General features: G+C 60.9%; 15 protein-coding genes. 6 read left to right on the plus strand and 9 right to left on the minus strand.

Translation table 11 applies throughout. The annotated features are described in order from the left end of the window. Positions 1–159 precede the first annotated feature (159 nt). Positions 160–801, minus strand: a complete 642-nt coding sequence (locus QQJ98_RS07350) for an aminotransferase class IV family protein (protein ID WP_284324700.1) — start codon at positions 799–801, stop codon at positions 160–162. After that, positions 759–1,898: an aminodeoxychorismate synthase component I gene (locus QQJ98_RS07355; RefSeq protein WP_431307802.1), complete on the minus strand. Its 1,140-nt coding sequence runs from the start codon at positions 1,896–1,898 to the stop codon at positions 759–761. Before QQJ98_RS07355 ends, QQJ98_RS07350 begins: the two co-directional genes overlap by 43 nt. A gap of 370 nt (positions 1,899–2,268) precedes the next feature. Here QQJ98_RS07355 and QQJ98_RS07360 point away from each other — a divergent pair, with 370 nt between their 5' ends. Continuing rightward, positions 2,269–3,825: an amino acid permease gene (locus tag QQJ98_RS07360; RefSeq protein WP_284324702.1), complete on the plus strand. Its 1,557-nt coding sequence runs from the start codon at positions 2,269–2,271 to the stop codon at positions 3,823–3,825. A gap of 246 nt (positions 3,826–4,071) precedes the next feature. Next, positions 4,072–7,416, plus strand: coding sequence for a carbamoyl-phosphate synthase large subunit (gene carB / locus QQJ98_RS07365; RefSeq protein WP_284324703.1), 3,345 nt, complete (start codon positions 4,072–4,074; stop codon positions 7,414–7,416). A gap of 6 nt (positions 7,417–7,422) precedes the next feature. Here the strand turns inward: carB and QQJ98_RS07370 are convergent, their stop codons facing one another. Both QQJ98_RS07370 and QQJ98_RS07375 read right to left on the minus strand, forming a co-directional pair. Beyond that, on the minus strand, positions 7,423–7,875 hold the full coding sequence (locus tag QQJ98_RS07370; protein WP_284324704.1) for a DUF8453 domain-containing protein: 453 nt from the start codon (positions 7,873–7,875) through the stop codon (positions 7,423–7,425). After that, complete coding sequence (locus tag QQJ98_RS07375; RefSeq protein ID WP_284324705.1) at positions 7,872–8,138, minus strand: ECs_2282 family putative zinc-binding protein; 267 nt, start codon at positions 8,136–8,138, stop codon at positions 7,872–7,874. Before QQJ98_RS07375 ends, QQJ98_RS07370 begins: the two co-directional genes overlap by 4 nt. 485 nt (positions 8,139–8,623) lie before the next feature. Between QQJ98_RS07375 and QQJ98_RS07380 the strand changes: the two genes are divergently transcribed. Next, a complete protein-coding gene (locus tag QQJ98_RS07380; protein ID WP_284324706.1) occupies positions 8,624–9,985 on the plus strand; it encodes a DEAD/DEAH box helicase in 1,362 nt (453 codons plus the stop codon). A 102-nt stretch (positions 9,986–10,087) separates the two neighbouring features. On the opposite strand, the gene QQJ98_RS07385 is transcribed toward QQJ98_RS07380, so the two are convergent. Further along, positions 10,088–10,540, minus strand: a complete 453-nt coding sequence (locus QQJ98_RS07385; protein WP_284324707.1) for a hypothetical protein — start codon at positions 10,538–10,540, stop codon at positions 10,088–10,090. 400 nt (positions 10,541–10,940) lie between these two features. Here QQJ98_RS07385 and QQJ98_RS07390 point away from each other — a divergent pair, with 400 nt between their 5' ends. Continuing rightward, positions 10,941–11,519: a thymidine kinase gene (locus QQJ98_RS07390; RefSeq protein ID WP_284324708.1), complete on the plus strand. Its 579-nt coding sequence runs from the start codon at positions 10,941–10,943 to the stop codon at positions 11,517–11,519. 22 nt (positions 11,520–11,541) lie between these two features. Here QQJ98_RS07390 and QQJ98_RS07395 read toward each other — a convergent pair whose 3' ends face one another. Further along, entirely contained in the window at positions 11,542–12,462 is a 921-nt protein-coding gene (locus QQJ98_RS07395) for a DMT family transporter (protein ID WP_284324709.1), read from the minus strand. A 99-nt stretch (positions 12,463–12,561) separates the two neighbouring features. Here QQJ98_RS07395 and QQJ98_RS07400 point away from each other — a divergent pair, with 99 nt between their 5' ends. Continuing rightward, positions 12,562–14,187: an AMP-binding protein gene (locus QQJ98_RS07400; protein WP_284324710.1), complete on the plus strand. Its 1,626-nt coding sequence runs from the start codon at positions 12,562–12,564 to the stop codon at positions 14,185–14,187. 64 nt (positions 14,188–14,251) lie between these two features. Beyond that, complete coding sequence (locus QQJ98_RS07405) at positions 14,252–15,271, plus strand: hypothetical protein (RefSeq protein ID WP_284324711.1); 1,020 nt, start codon at positions 14,252–14,254, stop codon at positions 15,269–15,271. Positions 15,272–15,484: 213 nt separating this feature from the next. Here the strand turns inward: QQJ98_RS07405 and QQJ98_RS07410 are convergent, their stop codons facing one another. The 3 genes from QQJ98_RS07410 to QQJ98_RS07420 all read right to left on the minus strand — a co-directional run bounded on the left by QQJ98_RS07410 (position 15,485) and on the right by QQJ98_RS07420 (position 18,411). Beyond that, complete coding sequence (locus tag QQJ98_RS07410; RefSeq protein WP_284324712.1) at positions 15,485–16,723, minus strand: SPOR domain-containing protein; 1,239 nt, start codon at positions 16,721–16,723, stop codon at positions 15,485–15,487. A 67-nt stretch (positions 16,724–16,790) separates the two neighbouring features. Next, positions 16,791–17,423: a uracil phosphoribosyltransferase gene (upp, locus tag QQJ98_RS07415; protein ID WP_284324713.1), complete on the minus strand. Its 633-nt coding sequence runs from the start codon at positions 17,421–17,423 to the stop codon at positions 16,791–16,793. Further along, complete coding sequence (locus QQJ98_RS07420; RefSeq protein ID WP_284324714.1) at positions 17,416–18,411, minus strand: adenosine deaminase; 996 nt, start codon at positions 18,409–18,411, stop codon at positions 17,416–17,418. Before QQJ98_RS07420 ends, upp begins: the two co-directional genes overlap by 8 nt. Between the last annotated feature and the right edge of the window lie 46 nt (positions 18,412–18,457).

Raw genomic sequence — 18,457 nt, forward strand, 5'->3', positions numbered from 1 at the left:
TTTCACATTAGTCCAAATATACCCGCCGGAAGCTGCAACAGCACTGTAGGATGCCTCCGGCGGGGATATTTAGGCCAGCGTGGCTACAGCAAACCACCCGAGGGTTTCGGGCGAAGTCCCGCAAACCCGAGATGAAAACAACGCGCGGCACGCGCTCCGCTAGGTCACCCAGATCGCCGGGATCAGGCCACGCACCGAATTGCCGACCCACAATCGCACCTTTGGCACATCTTCGATCAACAGCAGTTGCTCTGGCACGCCCAGTTCTGCGCGCAGCACGCCCGGCAACAGACCACAATGAAGCGGCGGGGTCCGCATACCTTGGCCGCGATCAAAGAAAACCGTGGTGATCGTCCCGTCGCAGACCTCGCCGCGCTCGTTGCACAAGATCACCTCATCCAGCCCCGCAGGCAATGCCGCCCGCGCCGCATCATAGGCCGCCCGTCGCGTCGACTTTATCGAAAGCCAGACATCACCCGCACAAAGCCGCTCGGATGCAAGCCCCACCCGCCACAGCGCTTTTGCCGCTGGCAGATCCGCCACCTGCACCTCAATCCGCCCCGCCGCATCCAGTGTCAGCCGCATCCGCGCTGGCCCCACCGGCACCGCCGCCACCAAAGTGGCCTCAACCGCTGCCAGATCGCAAGCCCAGCCCAACCGCGCCGCAGACCCAGCCAACCGCGCCAGATGCAACGGCAACCGCCGCAGCGCCTGGCCGTCCCAAGCCAGCGTCTCGATCAGCTTCAGCTCAGACAGTTTCAGGCCTGCCGCACCAGCCCCTGCACGTAACGCGCTTTCCACAACGCCTCCTCCCATTCGCCATCCGCCGTGCTGTCCTGCACCACGCCACCGCCGACATTCAGCGTGATCGCGCCATCCGGCATCACCGACAATGTGCGGATCGCCACGGAAAACGAAGCCGCACCATCCGGCGCCATCCAGCCGATCGCACCACAATAGGCCCCACGCGGGAAGGCTTCGACCTCGTGGATAATCTCCATCGCGCGGATTTTTGGCGCCCCGGTGATCGACCCACATGGAAACAGCGCGGCCATGATCCCCGCCATGCTGGGCGCGTCCACCAGTTGGCCCACCACCCGGCTGACCATCTGATGCACCGTCGCATAGCTTTCCACCGCGAACAATTCCGGCACCTTGACCGAACCCACCCGCGCCACCCGGCTGATATCATTGCGCAAAAGATCAACGATCATCAGGTTTTCCGCCTGATCCTTGGCCGAGCTGCGCAAGCCTTCCGCCAATTCCGCATCGCGCACGGGGTCCGCGTCGCGCGGCGCTGTGCCCTTCATCGGCCGCGCCTCAATCCGCCCGGCGGCATCAAGGCGCACGAACAGTTCAGGCGAGCGTGACACCAACACCGGTCCCGCGCCCAGATCCACGAAAGCGCCATGCCCCACGGCTTGCCGCGCCCGCAGCGCGCCATAAAGCCCCAGCGCCGAGCCTTGCAACAACCGCGTGTGCAAGGGGAAGGTCAGATTGATCTGATAACAGTCGCCCGCCGCGATATAGCCCATCACAGCCGCCATCGCCGCGCCATAGTCAGTGCGGCTGATCGCGGGCTCCAGCGGGGCCACCGCGACGCCGCGCGCCTCGGCCCCGGCTTGCTCCAGCACCTGACGCGGATCGCGTGGGGCCGCAAACACCCCGAACACCAGCAACGGCACAGCACCCGCAGGCGTTAACGCGGCCAACTTCGGCTCTGACGCATAGCCCGCCTCATAGCTGATATAGCCGGCAACCCATTTGCCCGCCGCCCGCGCCTTGTCCAGTTCGGCATAGGCCGCAGCGATTTCGCCGCCGTTGCGTGCCACGATCAGTGCCTCGGCACCGTCAAACAGCGCAGCCTGCCCCCCCGGCCCATCTTCGATCAGGATCACCCGCGCCATCCTCTTTGTCTGGTCCTGCCAATCCGGCCAGTGCTTTTTGTTCAGCCAGTGCGTTCAGGTCAGCCAGTGCTTTTACATTAATCAATGCTTTTACGTCAGCCAGAGCGGCCAACCAAGCCAGTGCTTTCAACTAGGCCACCCGGCCCCGCAAATCCAGTCCCGACCCGCCCGTCTTTTGCGCATTTACGACGCGAAAACCGCAGCTATGCCCCCGCTTGCGCTCCGGCCACAGCTGATTTCTGTAAATTTCTATTCAGTGCTTGCCAGACTGAAAAATCCGCGCTTCCTTGTGCGAAGGGACGGCAAAATGTCGCACCGCCAACGATAATAACGACCAATCAACGGTTCGGAGGGTAACTAAATGGCATCGGAAGACTATACCGATAAAGATGCGCATGAGGACATCAAAGTCCTGCATGGCATGGGCTACGCGCAAGAGCTTTCGCGCTCTATGTCGAAATTTTCCAACTTCGCAATCTCGTTTTCGATCATCTGCATCTTGTCGGGCGGCATCAACTCTTTCGCACAGGCGATCTCTTCGGTCGGCGGCGCAGGGGCGGGCATCGGCTGGATCGTCGGCTGTCTGATCTCGGGGATGTTCGCGCTTGCAATGGCGCAGATCGCTTCGGCCTTCCCGACTGCGGGCGGGCTTTACCATTGGGGCTCGATCCTTGGTGGCCGTTTCATCGGCTGGCTGACCGCATGGATGAACCTGCTGGGCCTGATCACGGTGCTGGGTGCCATCAACATCGGCACCGCCTTCTTCTTTGCTGGCACCTTCGGGTCGATGTTCGGCTTTACCGGCACGGCGGGCGAGGTCGTGGGCTTTGTCGCAGTGATCACCATTGCACAGGCGTTGTTCAACCATCTGGGCATCAAGGTCACCGCGATGCTGACGGACATTTCGGGCTATATCATCTTTGCGGCGACCGCCGTGCTGGTGCTGGCCTGCCTGTTCTACGCCCCAGCCATCGACATCAGCCGCTTGTGGACCTTTACCAACTACTCGGGTGAGGCGGGCGGTAACGTGTTCCCGCAGACCGACAATATGGGCTATCTGTTCCTGCTCTGCCTGCTTTTGCCAGTCTACACCATCACCGGCTATGACGCCTCGGCGCATACTTCGGAAGAGACCGTGAAAGCCGCCCATTCGGTGCCGCGCTCTATCGTGTCTTCGGTGCTTTGGGCCTCGCTGATCGGCTGGGTGATGATCTGCGCCATCACCTTGGCGATCCCGGATCTGGCCGTGGCCGCAGGCCAAGGCTGGTCGATGTTCTTCCTGACGATGGATGCGATCCTGCCTTCTGGGCTGAAGAACGTGCTGTATCTGGCGATCCTGATTTCGCAACTGCTGTGCGGTCTTGCAACCGTCACCTCGGCCAGCCGGATGTTGTTCGCCTTTTCGCGCGATGGCGGCATCCCCGGCGCGTCCGAGGCTTTGGCCAAGGTTTCGCCAAAATACCGCACCCCGGTCACTGCGATCTGGACCGCCGCTGTGCTGGAAATCCTCTATGTGTTCGCCGCCCAATTCGTTTCGGTCGGCGGCACCAACCTCTATACGATCGTGGTGAACTCGACGCTCGTGTTCCTGTTCTTGTCGTTTGCGATCCCGCTGACCTGCGGCATGTTCGCCTATGGCACCGACAAATGGAAAACCCCCGGCCCTTGGGCGATGTCTGCGGGGCTGTATAAGCTGATCTCGTTCCTGTCGGTCATCGGCATGGTCATCATCTTCTACATCGCCATTCAGCCGCCAAACGACAAAGTGCTGTGGATCGTGCTGGGCTTCATCGCTTTGGCGCTGGTGGTCTGGTTCGGCTTTGAAAGCCGCCGTTTTGCAGGCCCGCCGATTGGCGATCAGGTCGAAAAACGCCGCGCCGCGATTGCCGCAGCCGAAGCTGCCGTCGGGCAAAGGTAGTCATCCAATCCACGACACACGGCGGCCAGAGCGATCTGGCCGCCGTGTGCACGCCCAACACCCACCGCGAAACCGATTTCTGCCCCAGAAATCGTGCACGGATTTTTCCTGCAAAAATCCGCACCCCGGCCAAGCAGCGGAACGACGGCCAAATGCCCCTTGCGCCCCGGCGCGTGCTGGCTATAACCCGCAAAGTTTTGCGCTGAGGGCCCTGAAGAACGGGGCGCTCAAAGACAGGGGGCCGCCATGCCAAAAAGAACCGACATCAAATCCATCATGATCATCGGTGCAGGCCCTATCGTGATCGGCCAAGCGTGTGAGTTCGACTACTCGGGCGCCCAAGCCTGCAAAGCCCTGCGCGAAGAAGGCTACCGGGTGATCCTGGTGAACTCGAACCCTGCCACCATCATGACCGATCCGGGTCTGGCAGATGCGACCTATATCGAGCCGATCACCCCCGAAGTCGTCGCCAAAATCATCGAGAAAGAGCGCCCCGATGCCCTGCTGCCCACCATGGGCGGCCAAACCGGGCTGAACACGGCTCTGGCGCTCGCTGACCTCGGTGTGTTGGAAAAGTTCAACGTCGAGCTGATCGGCGCCAAGCGTCCGGCCATCGAAATGGCAGAAGATCGCAAATTGTTCCGCGAGGCGATGGACCGCATCGGCCTTGAAAACCCCAAAGCCACCATCATCGCAGCGCCCAAATTGCCATCCGGCAAATATGACATCGCCGCAGGCGTGGCCGAGTGTATGTCCGCCATCGAATATGTCGGCCTCCCCGCCATCATCCGCCCCGCCTTCACCCTTGGCGGCACCGGCGGCGGCGTCGCCTACAACCGCGACGACTACGAGGCGATCTGCCGCTCCGGCCTTGAGGCCAGCCCAATGGCGCAAATCCTGATCGACGAATCGCTCTTGGGTTGGAAAGAGTTTGAGATGGAGGTGGTCCGCGACACTGCCGACAACGCCATCATCATCTGCGCCATCGAAAACATTGACCCGATGGGCGTGCATACCGGCGACTCTATCACCGTCGCCCCCGCCCTGACGCTGACCGACAAAGAATATCAGATCATGCGCAACGGCTCGATCGCCGTGCTGCGCGAAATCGGTGTGGAAACCGGCGGTTCCAACGTGCAATGGGCGATCAACCCCGCCGATGGCCGCATGGTGGTGATCGAGATGAATCCCCGGGTGTCACGCTCGTCCGCCCTCGCCTCAAAAGCCACCGGCTTTCCCATCGCCAAAGTCGCCGCCAAACTGGCGGTCGGCTACACGCTGGACGAGCTTGACAACGACATCACCAAAGTCACGCCCGCGTCGTTTGAACCCTCGATCGACTATGTCGTCACCAAAATCCCCCGCTTCGCGTTTGAGAAATTCCCCGGCTCGGAACCCAACCTGACCACCGCCATGAAATCGGTTGGCGAAGTGATGGCCATTGGCCGCACCATCCACGAATCGATGCAAAAGGCGCTGGCATCCTTGGAAACCGGCCTGTCGGGTTTCGACGAAATCGCCATCCCCGGTGTTTCCGCGACAGGCGCCCCAGACCGCGCCGCCATCACCCTCGCGCTGTCAAAAGCCACCCCCGACCGCCTGCGCGTCATTGCCCAAGCCATGCGCCACGGGCTTTCGGATGACGAAATCAACGCCATCACCAGCTTTGATCCATGGTTCCTCGCCCGCATCCGCGAAATCATCGAAGCTGAAGCCCAAATTCGTGCCAAGGGCCTGCCGCTTGATGCCCCCGGCATCCGCAAATTGAAAATGATGGGCTTCACCGATGCCCGCCTCGCCACCCTGACGGGCCGTGACGAATCGCAAATCCGCCGCGCCCGCCGCAACCTTGGCGTCAATGCCGTGTTCAAACGCATCGACACCTGCGCCGCCGAGTTTGAGGCCCAGACCCCCTATATGTATTCCACCTATGAGGCCCCCGCGATGGGCGATGTGGAATGTGAAGCCCGGCCTTCCAACGCGAAAAAGGTCGTCATCCTTGGCGGTGGCCCGAACCGTATCGGTCAGGGCATCGAGTTCGACTATTGCTGCTGCCACGCCTGCTATGCGCTGACGGATGCGGGCTATGAGACCATCATGGTCAACTGCAACCCGGAAACCGTTTCCACCGACTACGACACCTCGGACCGCTTGTATTTTGAGCCGCTTACCCTTGAACACGTTCTCGAAATCCTGCGGGTCGAGCAGGAAAACGGCACCCTGCACGGCGTGATCGTGCAATTCGGCGGCCAAACTCCGCTGAAACTCGCCAACGCTTTGCACGACGAAGGCATCCCGATCCTTGGCACCACGCCTGACGCCATTGATCTGGCCGAAGATCGTGAGCGTTTCCAACAGCTTCTGCACAAGCTGGATCTGAAACAGCCGCACAACGGCACCGCCCGTTCGCGCGACGAGGCTTTCGCTGTCGCAAAAGACGTCGGCTATCCTTTGGTCATTCGCCCCTCCTTCGTGTTGGGTGGCCGCGCCATGGAAATCATCCGCGACGACGCCCAGCTTGAACGCTACATTGCCACCGCCGTGCAGGTTTCGGGTGACAGCCCGGTTCTGCTCGACAGCTACCTCTCTGGTGCCATTGAGGTTGACGTAGATGCGTTAAGCGACGGTAAAGAGGTGCATGTCGCTGGAATCATGGAACATATTGAAGAGGCCGGCGTCCATTCGGGCGATTCGGCCTGCTGTTTGCCGCCCCATTCGCTGACCCCCGAAACCATTGCCGAGCTGAAACGCCAGACCGTGCAGATGGCCTTGGCGCTGAACGTGGTCGGCCTGATGAACGTGCAATTTGCGATCAAAGACGGCGTGATTTTCGTGCTGGAAGTCAACCCGCGCGCCTCCCGCACCGTGCCTTTCGTCGCCAAAGCCACCGACAGTGCGATTGCCGCCATCGCTGCCCGCCTGATGGCAGGCGAGCCGATGTCAAACTTCCCGATGCGCGCGCCCTATGCCCAAGGTGTCGGCCCGGATACGCCGCTGCCCTTGGCCAACCCCTTCACCCTTGCCGATCCGATAACCCCTTGGTTTAGCGTGAAAGAAGCCGTTCTGCCCTTCGCCCGCTTCCCCGGCGTCGATCCGGTTCTGGGGCCAGAAATGCGCTCCACCGGTGAGGTGATGGGCTGGGATCGCACCTTCGCCTTGGCGTTCCTCAAGGCGCAAATGGGCGCAGGCGTGGCCCTGCCCGACGCTGGCCGCGCTTTTGTGTCGATCAAAGACATGGACAAAACCGCCGCCTTCGCCACCGCGATGGCCGATCTGGTGGGCCTGGGGTTCGAGATCGTCGCCACCCGCGGCACCGCCGCCTGGCTGAACGCGCAAGGCATCAAGGCGACCTTGGTGAACAAGGTCTATGAAGGCCGCCCGAACATCGTCGATCGCTTGAAAAACAACGACATCGCCATGGTGATGAACACCACCGAAGGCACCCAAGCCGTCACCGACAGCCGCGACATCCGCCGCGTGGCGCTGATGGACAAGATCCCCTATTTCACCACCGCCGCCGCGGCGATTGCCGTTGTGCAAGCGATGCAGGCGCGTGGCGAGGGCTATGGGGTGAGGACGTTGCAGGGGTGAGGGACGTCAAGTCGTTATTTCGACTTGATTTTCTCGGTCTTTGCCAGATGCGTCATCCCACTGGATAGTCAAAGTTTCCTTGTCCGGCGATGCCATATGGACAAACGACAAGAAATCAACCGATTGCCCCCTCTCCATCCTAGCCATCGGGAACTTGCCTCGAACAGCGTTCTCGGTAACCAATTGATTTTGATCGTCAAGAACGAGTCTGACATTCTTGGCTTCTGATAGGCCTGCGTTGAAAACTCTTACTTTCCAGCCTTTGCCATCCTTAAACATTCGGGCGGAGACACCTGCCTGCCTCTCTTCAATCGCCGATCGCCTGTTGGAAGCAAGCTGCTGACGTACCAGTTCAATTTCCTGTTCAGTTAATCGTTCTGAATTTGACGCCTGCCTATGAGTTTGCCAAATCGCTAGAATTGAGACAAACAGCGCTACAGCGGAAATCAAATCGCTCATTTTATCTTGATGAACTTATTGCCAGCGAAGGCTTTACGTAATTTCTTAACTGCGTCACCAAGTACTTCTTCACCAATAGCCTCTATTTCGGCCTCTACACGAGATGAGTTTGCCTGCATAATGTGTTCGTGGTCAAATGAACCTCCGCACCCTTTGCATTGGTAGGTTCGAACTGCTTCATCGACATCATTATCGAATTCAAACGATACCCCAGCACAAGTTGGACACAAGAGTTCCAACGACCTTGAATAGTCTTTAGTCATCCTTGCCTCCAGAACTTTTGTAGAACATAGCTTTGGAGCACTTGTCGGTCAAGCGCGCATGGGGCGCTGCCGAAAACCGTACCTGACGCTCGGACACGGTCGACCTCCGGGTGGCGCGACGACAACCGTGCCTAGCTTATTGCTCGACCCTCCCAAGGAATTTTTGCTACTAACCATTACAGGCTCGCCTTGTTTCGATGCGTGTTAACAACATCGTTTAGGAGCACGCCCTCTCCGACCACTCGCCGCGAGGAGCCGGACGGATATCACCCTTGACATCCCCCCCCCAATCCGCCATCTCCCCTCTCATCCATAGTGCCCGTGCCGCGTGAGCATGTGTAAGGCCATGGAGACTGGTTCCCACCGCACGCAGGGGTTCCGCGACAGTCACGGTATCGGGCACGGGCCTGATGCGAGGGGGTGTCGCTTCCCACTGCCGCCCCTCTGGGGTGGACGGGCGGCTTTGGGCCGCCGGAAAGACTGTTATGACCACCACTTTCGCAGACCTCGGGCTTTCGGAAAGCATCCTGAAAGCGCTTGAGAAAACCAGCCTTAAAATGCCATCGCCGATTCAGGTGCAGGCTATTCCGCATATCATGGCGGGCAAAGATCTGATGGGTCTTGCGCAGACCGGCACGGGTAAAACCGCCGCTTTCGGCCTGCCGCTGTTGCACCGCATCCTTGATCTGGGCCACCCGCCTGCCCCGAAAACCGTCCGCGCCTTGATCCTTGCGCCGACCCGCGAACTCGTCAGCCAGATCGCCGACAACCTTGAGATTTTCACCAAAGGCACCGCCGTCAAGGTTGCCATGGTCGTCGGCGGCGCGTCCCTGTTCAAACAGGCCGAAAAGCTGAAGCGCGGCGCGGATATCCTTGTCGCCACCCCTGGCCGCCTGATTGATCTGCTGGAGCGTGGCGATGTCTCGCTGCATGCCACCGGCTATCTGGTGCTGGACGAGGCTGACCACATGCTCGACATGGGCTTCATCCATTCCCTGCGCAAAATCGCCAAGCATATCCCGCTGAAACGCCAGACCCTGCTGTTCTCGGCCACCATGCCGAAGGATATCGAGGAACTGGCCGAAACCTATCTGCAAAACCCGATCAAGGTGCAAGTCGCCCCTCCGGGCAAGCCGGTAGAGCGGATCGACCAAGGCGTGCATTATCTGCCGAATGGCGATAAGGCATTGATGCTGAAAGAATATCTTCTGAAGCACCCGGGCGAACAGGCCTTGGTGTTTGGCCGCACCAAGCATGGTTCGGAAAAGCTGATGAAGCTGCTCGTGGCTTGGGGCTTCAAGGCGGGCTCGATCCACGGCAACAAATCGCAGAACCAGCGCGACCGCACCCTGACCGAATTCCGCAAGGCGGAACTCGATGTGCTGGTGGCAACTGATGTGGCCTCGCGCGGCATCGACATCCCCGGCGTCCGTTATGTCTATAACTTTGACATGCCGAATGTGCCGGAAAATTACGTCCACCGAATTGGCCGCACCGCACGGGCTGGCAAGGAAGGCACCTCGATTTCCTTCTGCGCACCTGCGGAAATGGGCGAGTTGCAAGCCGTTGAAAAGCTGTTGAAAAAGCCGATCCCAGTTTTGGGTGGCGCGCCTTGGGCCGCCGATGCGGTCGCAGCCGCCCCGAAACCCGGCCAGAACCGTGGCCAACGCCCGGGTCAGGGCCGTGGCGGCCAAAAGGCAGGCAGCCAGCCTATTCAGCGCGCAGCCCCCGGCAAACCCGGCGCGAAACCGCAGGGCAAACCGAAGCCCGCAGGCGGCAGCTTTGCCCCGCGTCGTGCTGATGGTGCCGCCAAGCCGCGCGCCGCAGTCGCCCGCACGCCGCGCTAAAACTGCCTGCTAGAACAAAAGCGCCCGGAGGTCATCCGGGCGCTTTTTCATATCCGAATCTTCCGAGATCCAACTGGCGCAAGCTCTAAAGCCTGCGAAACTTCAACTGACTTCTTCTTCCAGATTAAGCTTCATTTCCAGCAGAACCTGTTGAATAGCCAAGGTTTCCCGCAGCATCCGCTTGGCTTCATTCACCGAAATCACGCCATCGCCAATCGCCGTGTTGTATTCGGCCATCAACATCGCAAAGCGCTGCGCCAAGGCCACCACATCGCCATTCACACCCTTGCCGTCTGAATTGCGCTTTTCAGGATCATAGCTCAGCGTGATGCCACGCAGATCGGCCAAAGCCTCGGTCACATGCGGGAAGCGCGCCGCAGATTCCAGCTGCGCCACGACATCAATCGGCATGAAGCGGTCGTCATGCTCTCCCGAGTCTGAATAGTAGCGGCCCAGCGTCGCCTTTGACTTTCCTGTCAACTCGCAGGCGGCCTCGATACCGACGTCTTTGACCAAAGCCTCGGTGTGCTTTTTCAGGTAGCTTTCTGTACTCATAATTCGCCTCACGCTCCCCTGAAATGTATCCGGGGAATTCAATTTGTCTTTTCCCATTAATGCCGTCCTAAGATTTTGTCATTCATAAAGGTGTTCCGGGCAACCGGAACTGTAGTGAGTGGCCAGCGCCCCCAGCGTTGGTGTGGGTGGGGTTCCGCCGTGCAGAGCCTATCTGGGTGAACTGGGGCATGTGTCACGGTCGCACGGCGGACCTAACATAAGTCTGCGTTCGGGCCTGCCTGAACGTGCGTAATCATTTCGGGCGGCGCGTCTGGCCCCACCCAAGGTATGTGTTGGTATTGTCAGTGTTTCGGTGTGTTTGCGTATCAGTCTTACGCTGCATCCCGCGCCCCAGCGGCGCGGGCTTGCCAGCCCGCTTGGCCATGCGTTAGATCGGCGCATGGCCAAGCTATATTTCAACTACTCGACAATGAACGCAGGCAAATCGACCCTGCTGCTGCAAGCCTCGCATAACTATCGCGAAGGCGGGATGCAGACCTATCTGATCACCGCGCAGCTGGACAATCGCGCCGGCCATGCCCGGATTGCCAGCCGGATCGGTATTGGCGAACCTGCTGATACATTCGCGCCCGATGACGATATGTTCGCCAAACTGGCGGCGCGGTGTGCGCAAAATCCGGTCGCTTGCGTGTTCATCGACGAGGCGCAATTTCTGACCAAAACTCAAGTCTGGCAACTCGCCTGCGCGGTGGATGATCTGGGTGTGCCGGTGATGTGCTACGGGCTTCGCGTTGATTTCCAAGGCAATTTGTTCCCCGGATCAGCGGCCCTGCTGGCTTGGGCGGATGAAATGCGCGAGGTGCGCACGATCTGTCATTGCGGCAAGAAGGCCACCATGGTGATCCGGCGTGGCCCCGATGGCCGGGCGTTGCAAGACGGTGAGCAGGTGCAAATCGGCGGCAATGAAACCTATGTCAGCCTGTGTCGGCGGCATTGGCGCGAAGCGGTCTCCGACTAGCTTTCCTGCCTAGCTTTCCCGACTAGCTTTCCTGCACGCGCGCCCGCAGCGCGATCATCATGCCCGCCGCCACAATCAACACCATGCCCAGAACCGCCAAGGGCGTCAGCGTCTCGCGCCAGATCACATACGACCAGAACGCCGAGGCGGGCAGGATGATATACTCCAGCACAGATGCCCGGCTCGCATCGGTGATCTGATAGGCGCGGATCATCATGCCGACGCCCAAAAGCGATCCTGCCGCCTGCACAAAGGTCCAGAAATAGAACGTGCCCGAGGGCCAGACCGCCCCGCGCTGCAAAAATCCATCCGTCCCCAACGGCACCGCAATCGGCCACAGCGCCAACGCCACCATCCCCACCGCGCCAATCACCCCCAAGGCCACGAAAAACCCGGCGAGCAACGTCTCGGCGCTTTCCTCGGGGCACCATTCGCGGGTGGCGATATTGCCCATCGCATACAGCGCCCCCGCGATCACCGGCAACAGTGCTGCAAGCGATGCGCCCGACATCGCCTCGGGCCCCAGCACCAGAATCACCCCGACAAACCCCAAAGCCACCGCCAAAATCCGCACCGGCCCAATCGCGTGGCCATAAGCAAAGCGCGAGATCAGCAACACAAAGATCGGCGCGGTAAACAGGCCCGCCGCGACCAAAGCCACCGGCAAAAACGCCAGCGCGCCAAAGTAAATCACCATCGCAAGCCCATGAATGGCCGACCGCGCCGCCACTGCGCGCAGGTTCACCGGGCGCAAACGCAGCCCGAACGGCAGCGCAAGCAGCCCCAGCAGCAGCATCGCCAAACAGCTGCGGCTAAAGTGAAACTGCCACAACCCGGCTTCGGCTGCGATCACCTTCACATAGTTGTCGGTGAAGCCAATGATCATCGCATAGGTGCAAATCAGTCCGGCGGCGGCCAAAGTGTGGTCTTTTGTCGCGCGCATGGCAGTATCCTTCGGTTTCCTGCTTTTCAACTGCCCGGAACGCTTCCACTCTGCACGTCAGAAAGCGACATATCGCAAAGCGTTTCGGGGAGGGAACATATGGGCTGGCTGGCAGATGAACAGGGCTTGGGCAAGACACCGGCAAACTACGCAGCCTTGACACCGCTCTCGCATCTCAAGCGCGCCGCCGATGTCTTCGCCCATCGCACTGCCGTGGTGTGGAAATCCACCCGCCTGACCTATGCCGACTATGCTGCCCATGTCAGCCAACTGGCGCATGCGCTTGCGCAAAAAGGCATCCTGCCCGGCGATGTGGTGGCAACCCTGCTGCCCAATATCCCCGCGCAGGCCGAGGCGCATTTCGGCGTCCCCGCCTGCGGTGCCGTGCTGAACACCATCAACACCCGACTGGAGGCCGACACCGTCGCCTATATCTTCGGCCATGCCGGCGCGAAACTGCTGCTGTGCGACACGGCCTTTCTGCCGCTTGCCGAGGCCGCCATCGCCCAGATGACCACGCCCGCGCCGCAGATCATCGAAGTGGCGGATCATGGCTTCACCGCCTCCGGCCGCTATCAAACCTACGATCAGCTTCTGGCCACCGGCGACCCCGCCCACCCGTGGCAAATGCCCGAGGATGAATGGGAAAGCATCGCGATCAATTACACCTCTGGCACCACGGGCCGTCCCAAAGGCGTTGTCACCCATCATCGCGGCGCCTATCTCGCCACCACCGCCAGCACCATCGCGTGGCGGATGCAGCTGTTCCCGATCTACCTGACCATCGTGCCGCTGTTTCATTGCAACGCGTGGTGCCACCCGTGGATGATCCCGATGCTGGGCGGCACGCTGGTGTGCTGCCGCGACATCACCGCCAAAGCGATCTATGACGCCATTGCAGACGAAGGTGTCACCCATTTCGGCGCAGCGCCGATCGTGCTGAACACCATGATCAACTGCGCCGCCGCAGACCGCCGCGCCTTCTCGCACACGGTCGAGGTGTTCACCGCAGGTGCTCCGCCCCCCGCCGCCACCCTCGCCGCCTTTGAACCCTTGGGCTTCAACGTCACGCAAGTGTACGGGCTTACCGAAACCTACGGTCCCGCCGCCGAATGTCTGTGGCAAACCGAATGGAACAGCGCCACCGGCGACGCCCGCGCCGCCCTCAAGGCCCGCACCGGGGTGGCGATGGCAATGCTCGAAGGGGCCGAGGTTCACGATTCCCACGGCAACCCCGTCCCCCGCGACGGCGCGCATCTGGGCGAGATCGCCATGCGCGGCAACATGGTGATGAAAGGCTATTACAAAAACCCCGAAGCCACCGCCGAGGCGTTCAAAGGCGGTTGGTTCCGCACCGGCGACATCGCCTTTCAAACCGCCGACGGCTATCTGAAAATCACCGACCGCGCCAAAGACATCATCATCTCGGGCGGCGAGAATGTGTCCTCGGTCGAGGTCGAGGGCGCTTTGATGCACCACCCCGCCGTGTCACTTTGCGCCGTCGTCGCCAAGCCCGATGACAAATGGGGCGAGGTGCCTTGCGCTTTTGTCGAACTCAAACCCGGCGCCAGCGCCACCGCCGCCGAGTTGATCGCGCATTGCCGCAGCAGGCTGGCTGGCTTCAAAACCCCCAAGCATGTGGTCTTTGCAGAGCTTCCCAAGACCTCAACCGGAAAAATCCAGAAGTTTGAACTGCGTGCAGTGGCAAAACTGATCGACGGCTGATTGTGGCCTTTGCCGCAACTGGCTATCGTGGGGCGATGTTGGTTTGGAAAGATAATTCCGCGCAATGACGGCACTTCGCAAATACTTGCGGTTGGAAAGCCCGGGCCTGTGGCGCGAAACCCCCTCGGCGCAGCTGCGCGAGGTGGTGGTGGGCCTGCGCGAAGCCACCATCGTGCTGTCCGATCCCAAAACCGAAATGGCGCTGGCGCAGTGGTCGCTGCCCGCGCTGGAACGCCTGAACCCCGGCAAACTGCCAGCGCTTTACGGCCCCGGCGCGGATGACGGCGAAACCCTTGAAGTTGACGATACCGAGATGATGTCGGCGCTCGACACCGTGCGCACCGCATTGGAACGCCGCCGCCCCAAGCCCGGTCGTCTGCGCGGCGTGCTGCTTGGTGGCTTTGGCGCGATGATCGGCGCGCTTGCGGTGTTCTGGGTGCCGGGCAAGCTGATCGACTATACCGCCGCAATGCTGCCCCCCGCCACCCGCGCCGATCTGGGCAAGCTGGCGCTGCAAGATCTGACCAAGCTGACAGGCTCGCCCTGCACGGGCAAGGATGGCACCGCCGCTTCGGTGGCATTGGGTCTGCGGCTGAACCCAGTGCATCCGCCGCATGTGCTGGTGGTGCGTGACGCGCTGCAAGCCCCGCTTGCCCTGCCCGGCGATCTGATGATCCTGCCGCTCAAGCTGTTGACGGCCAGCCAAAGCCCGGATGTGATTGCAGGCCATATCCTCGCCGCCAGCGGGCAAGCCGCCCTCTCCGATCCGACGCGGCCCTTGCTGGAAACCGCTGGCCTGCGTGCCACCGTCACGCTGCTCGCCAGCGGTGCGATTGCCGCCGATGCGCTGGATGACTACGGCGCGCAGCTTTTGACGCCGCCGCGCCCCACGCAGGGTGACGAGGCCCTGCTTGCCGCCTTCAAAGCCGCCAAGATCAGCGCGCAACCCTATGCTTACAGCCTCGACAGCTCGGGCGAAGCCACCCTGCCGCTGATCGAGGCTGACCCCTTCCCGCAGGGCAGCCAGCCAGCGGTTCTCAGCGATGCACAATGGGCCGACCTGAAAAGCATCTGCAGCGCATAAGCCGAAAATCACGCAACAATACCATATGTGGTAGGTTTCGACCTAAATCACCGGCCTTTACCACAAGCACGTCCCCGCGGGGACAAAACTAACGCGCGTCCCCGCGGGGACAAAACGCAAATCCTGTCCCCGCGGGGACAAAACTTTCACCCAACACAAGATACGACAAAGCCCCCCGGTTTGAACCGAGGGGCCGTGTCAAATCTCTAAATCTCAGCGGATGTAAGCGTCGCCAAAGCCCGCGCCGCGCGCCATCCGCAACGCCGCCTGCGCATCGGCACCCGAACCAAACGGCCCCGCCAGCACAATCTGCAAATTCTTGCCGCCACGGTTCAGCTTCGACTTGGCGACAGGCAGACCCAAAGCCCGCAACTGCGCCGCCGCGCCTGCCGCATTGGATGCGACGCCAAAGGTGCCAATCTGCACCCAAGCCCCGCCCTTCGCAGCCTTGGGCGCTGCCGCTGCGGCAGTGCCCTTCGACGACACCGTGACCGTGCCCGCAACCTGCTGACGCTTGACCTTGGCCCGCTTCACATCCTTGATCAGTTCCGTCGGCACGTCCCGCGTCCACAGTTGATCCTGCTCTGCCTGCCCCGCCGCCGTGCCCTTGCCGCGCATCGGATTCAGACGATCATCGGTCCATGCGACCTTGTAGCCCTTCGGCACCACAACATCCGGCAACTCTGCCGCCGCATAGCGCGGTGCCGGTTCCGCAACCCGCCCCACACCGCTGTTATCCGCGCGCGTCACCTGTACCGGATCGCGCAAAGCCGCCCCAACTCCCGCGCTGCGCGGATAGATCGGCGAGCGCCACCCATTCGCCGTGCCATCGCCCCGCGTGCAAACCACCGCCGTGCCGCCATTGCGCAACCGCACCACTTCCGCCACGGGCGCGTCGGTGAAACAGCCGATCTTGCCCTCTGCCGGGCCAGAACTGACCACCCGCGCATAGCTTTGCGGCGGGTTCGGCAAATTCGGCGCCAACCCAGCCGTGGCATGCGCCACCCGCACCTTCGGCGCAGGCTGTACCTCCGTCACATCCGGCATCATCGCACTCGCCACCGTCGCCATCGGCGCATTGGCCTTTGCAGGCTTGACCATCACCGGCGCTGCCGCCACCACCATCGGCGCAGTCGCCTTTGGCTTGGCCGCTGGCGGCGCCGCCATAACCGGCGCATCCTCGGCCATTTCAATCACTGGCTTCGCCCCAAATGTCGGCGGATAACCACACAAAACCTTACGGCTGCGATTGACCCGCGCCACCCATTGCGCCGCACCGCCATAGCTTGCGTTCATGAAAACGCAGCCCCGGCTGTCCACATATTGCGCGCCCTTGTAGCTGGCAGGCGGCCGCTCCGCAGGTTGCCCAATCTGCGCCACTGTCTGCGCAGACGCGACAATCGGAGACATCACCACCACCAAGGCCGCAGCCGATACAATTTTCAACAGCATAGACTGCCCCCAAATAGCTTTGAGGCACATTGCGACAGGATTGTTTCCGAGTAAAGAGGTTTAGCCTTTATTTAGTACCAAACATCCGATCGCCCGCATCCCCTAGCCCCGGGACAATATATCCATGGTCATTCAGCTGCCGGTCTACCGCTGCTGTGACAATCTGCACATCGGGATGCGCTTCTTTCATCCGGGCGATGCCTTCGGGGGCCGCCAGCAGGCACAAAAACCGGATATTCTTCGCACCCGATTGTTTCAAAAGCGTAATCGCCGCGACGCTCGAATTCCCCGTCGCCAGCATCGGATCGACCACAATCGACACCCGCTCTTCCAGGTGATCGGGCAGTTTGCAGTAGTATTGCACCGGTTGCAGTGTTTCCGGGTCGCGGTACAATCCGACAAACCCCACCCGCGCCGCCGGGATCAGTTCCAGGATACCATCGAGCAAGCCATTGCCCGCCCGCAAAATAGAGATCAGCGCCAGTTTCTTGCCATCAATCGTCGGCGCATCCATCGGCTCGATCGGCGTCTCAATCGCCTTGGTGGTCATCGGCAATTCGCGCGTCACCTCATAGGCCAGCAGCAAGCTGATCTCGCGCAACAGCTTGCGGAACGACGCGGTCGAGGTGTCTTTCTCGCGCATCAGGGTCAGCTTGTGCTGCACCAAAGGGTGCAAAACGACGGTGAGATGTTCAGCCATGGGCCTGCTCCAAAATTTTCAAAATCCGGGTTTTGGTATCGGCGTCACAAAAAGCCGCGTCAAGCGATGTGCGGGCGATCTTGGCAAAAACGCCCTCATCCCAGTCGAATGCCTGATGCAACATTTCATATTCCCGCGCCATTGTGGTGTGAAAGAACGGCGGATCATCGGTGTTGATGGTGACTTTGACGCCGCGATCAAACATCTCGCCAATCGGATGCGCCCGAAAACTGGGATAAATCCCGAGTGCGACGTTTGATCCGGGGCACAACTCCAACACCACCCCACGCTCGGCGATTTCCTCGACAAGCGCCATATCCTCAATCGCCCGCACGCCATGGCCGATGCGTTCCGCCCGCAGATCGTTCATCGCCGCGCGCACCTCATCCGGGCCTTTCCACTCGCCCGCATGGGCAGTGATCCGCAAACCCGCCTCGCGCGCCATGTCGAAAGACCACAGGAAATCCTTCAACGCGCCTGATTTTTCGTCGCCGCCAATACCAAAGCCAGTGATGAAACCGCCCGCAGTCTCCGCCGCACACCGGGCCGCAGCCCGCGCCTTGTCCGGCCCAAAATGCCGGATCGGCGTGACGATGCCGCGCAAGCTGATGCCGAAATCGCGCTCGGCCTTGGCCGCCGCCTCTTCAATCGCGTGCAGATATTCCCGCCACGCGCCCAGATCGCCACCCCCACAAAAGTCGGGCGACAAAAACGCCTCAGAGTAAACCACCCCACTCGCCGCGCTTTCCTCCAGCACCGCAAGCGTCAGCCGATAGAACTCTTGCGGTCCGGTCAGCGTGGTGCAAGCCGCCTCATAAACCTTCAGAAAATCCCAGAAGTCGCGGAACCGATACGATCCGTCCTCATTAAAAATCCCCGCAATATCAATATTCTTCTCACGCGCCAGCCCGCGAATAAAGGCAGGTGGCGCACCACCTTCAAGATGCAAATGCAACTCGATCTTTGGCATTTGATTCAAATTGTTCATCCTCTCTGTACAAATATCCTGGGGTGTCCGAGGGGCTAGCCCCTCG

Source organism: Cypionkella aquatica (assembly GCF_030161095.1).
GTDB lineage: Bacteria > Pseudomonadota > Alphaproteobacteria > Rhodobacterales > Rhodobacteraceae > Cypionkella > Cypionkella aquatica.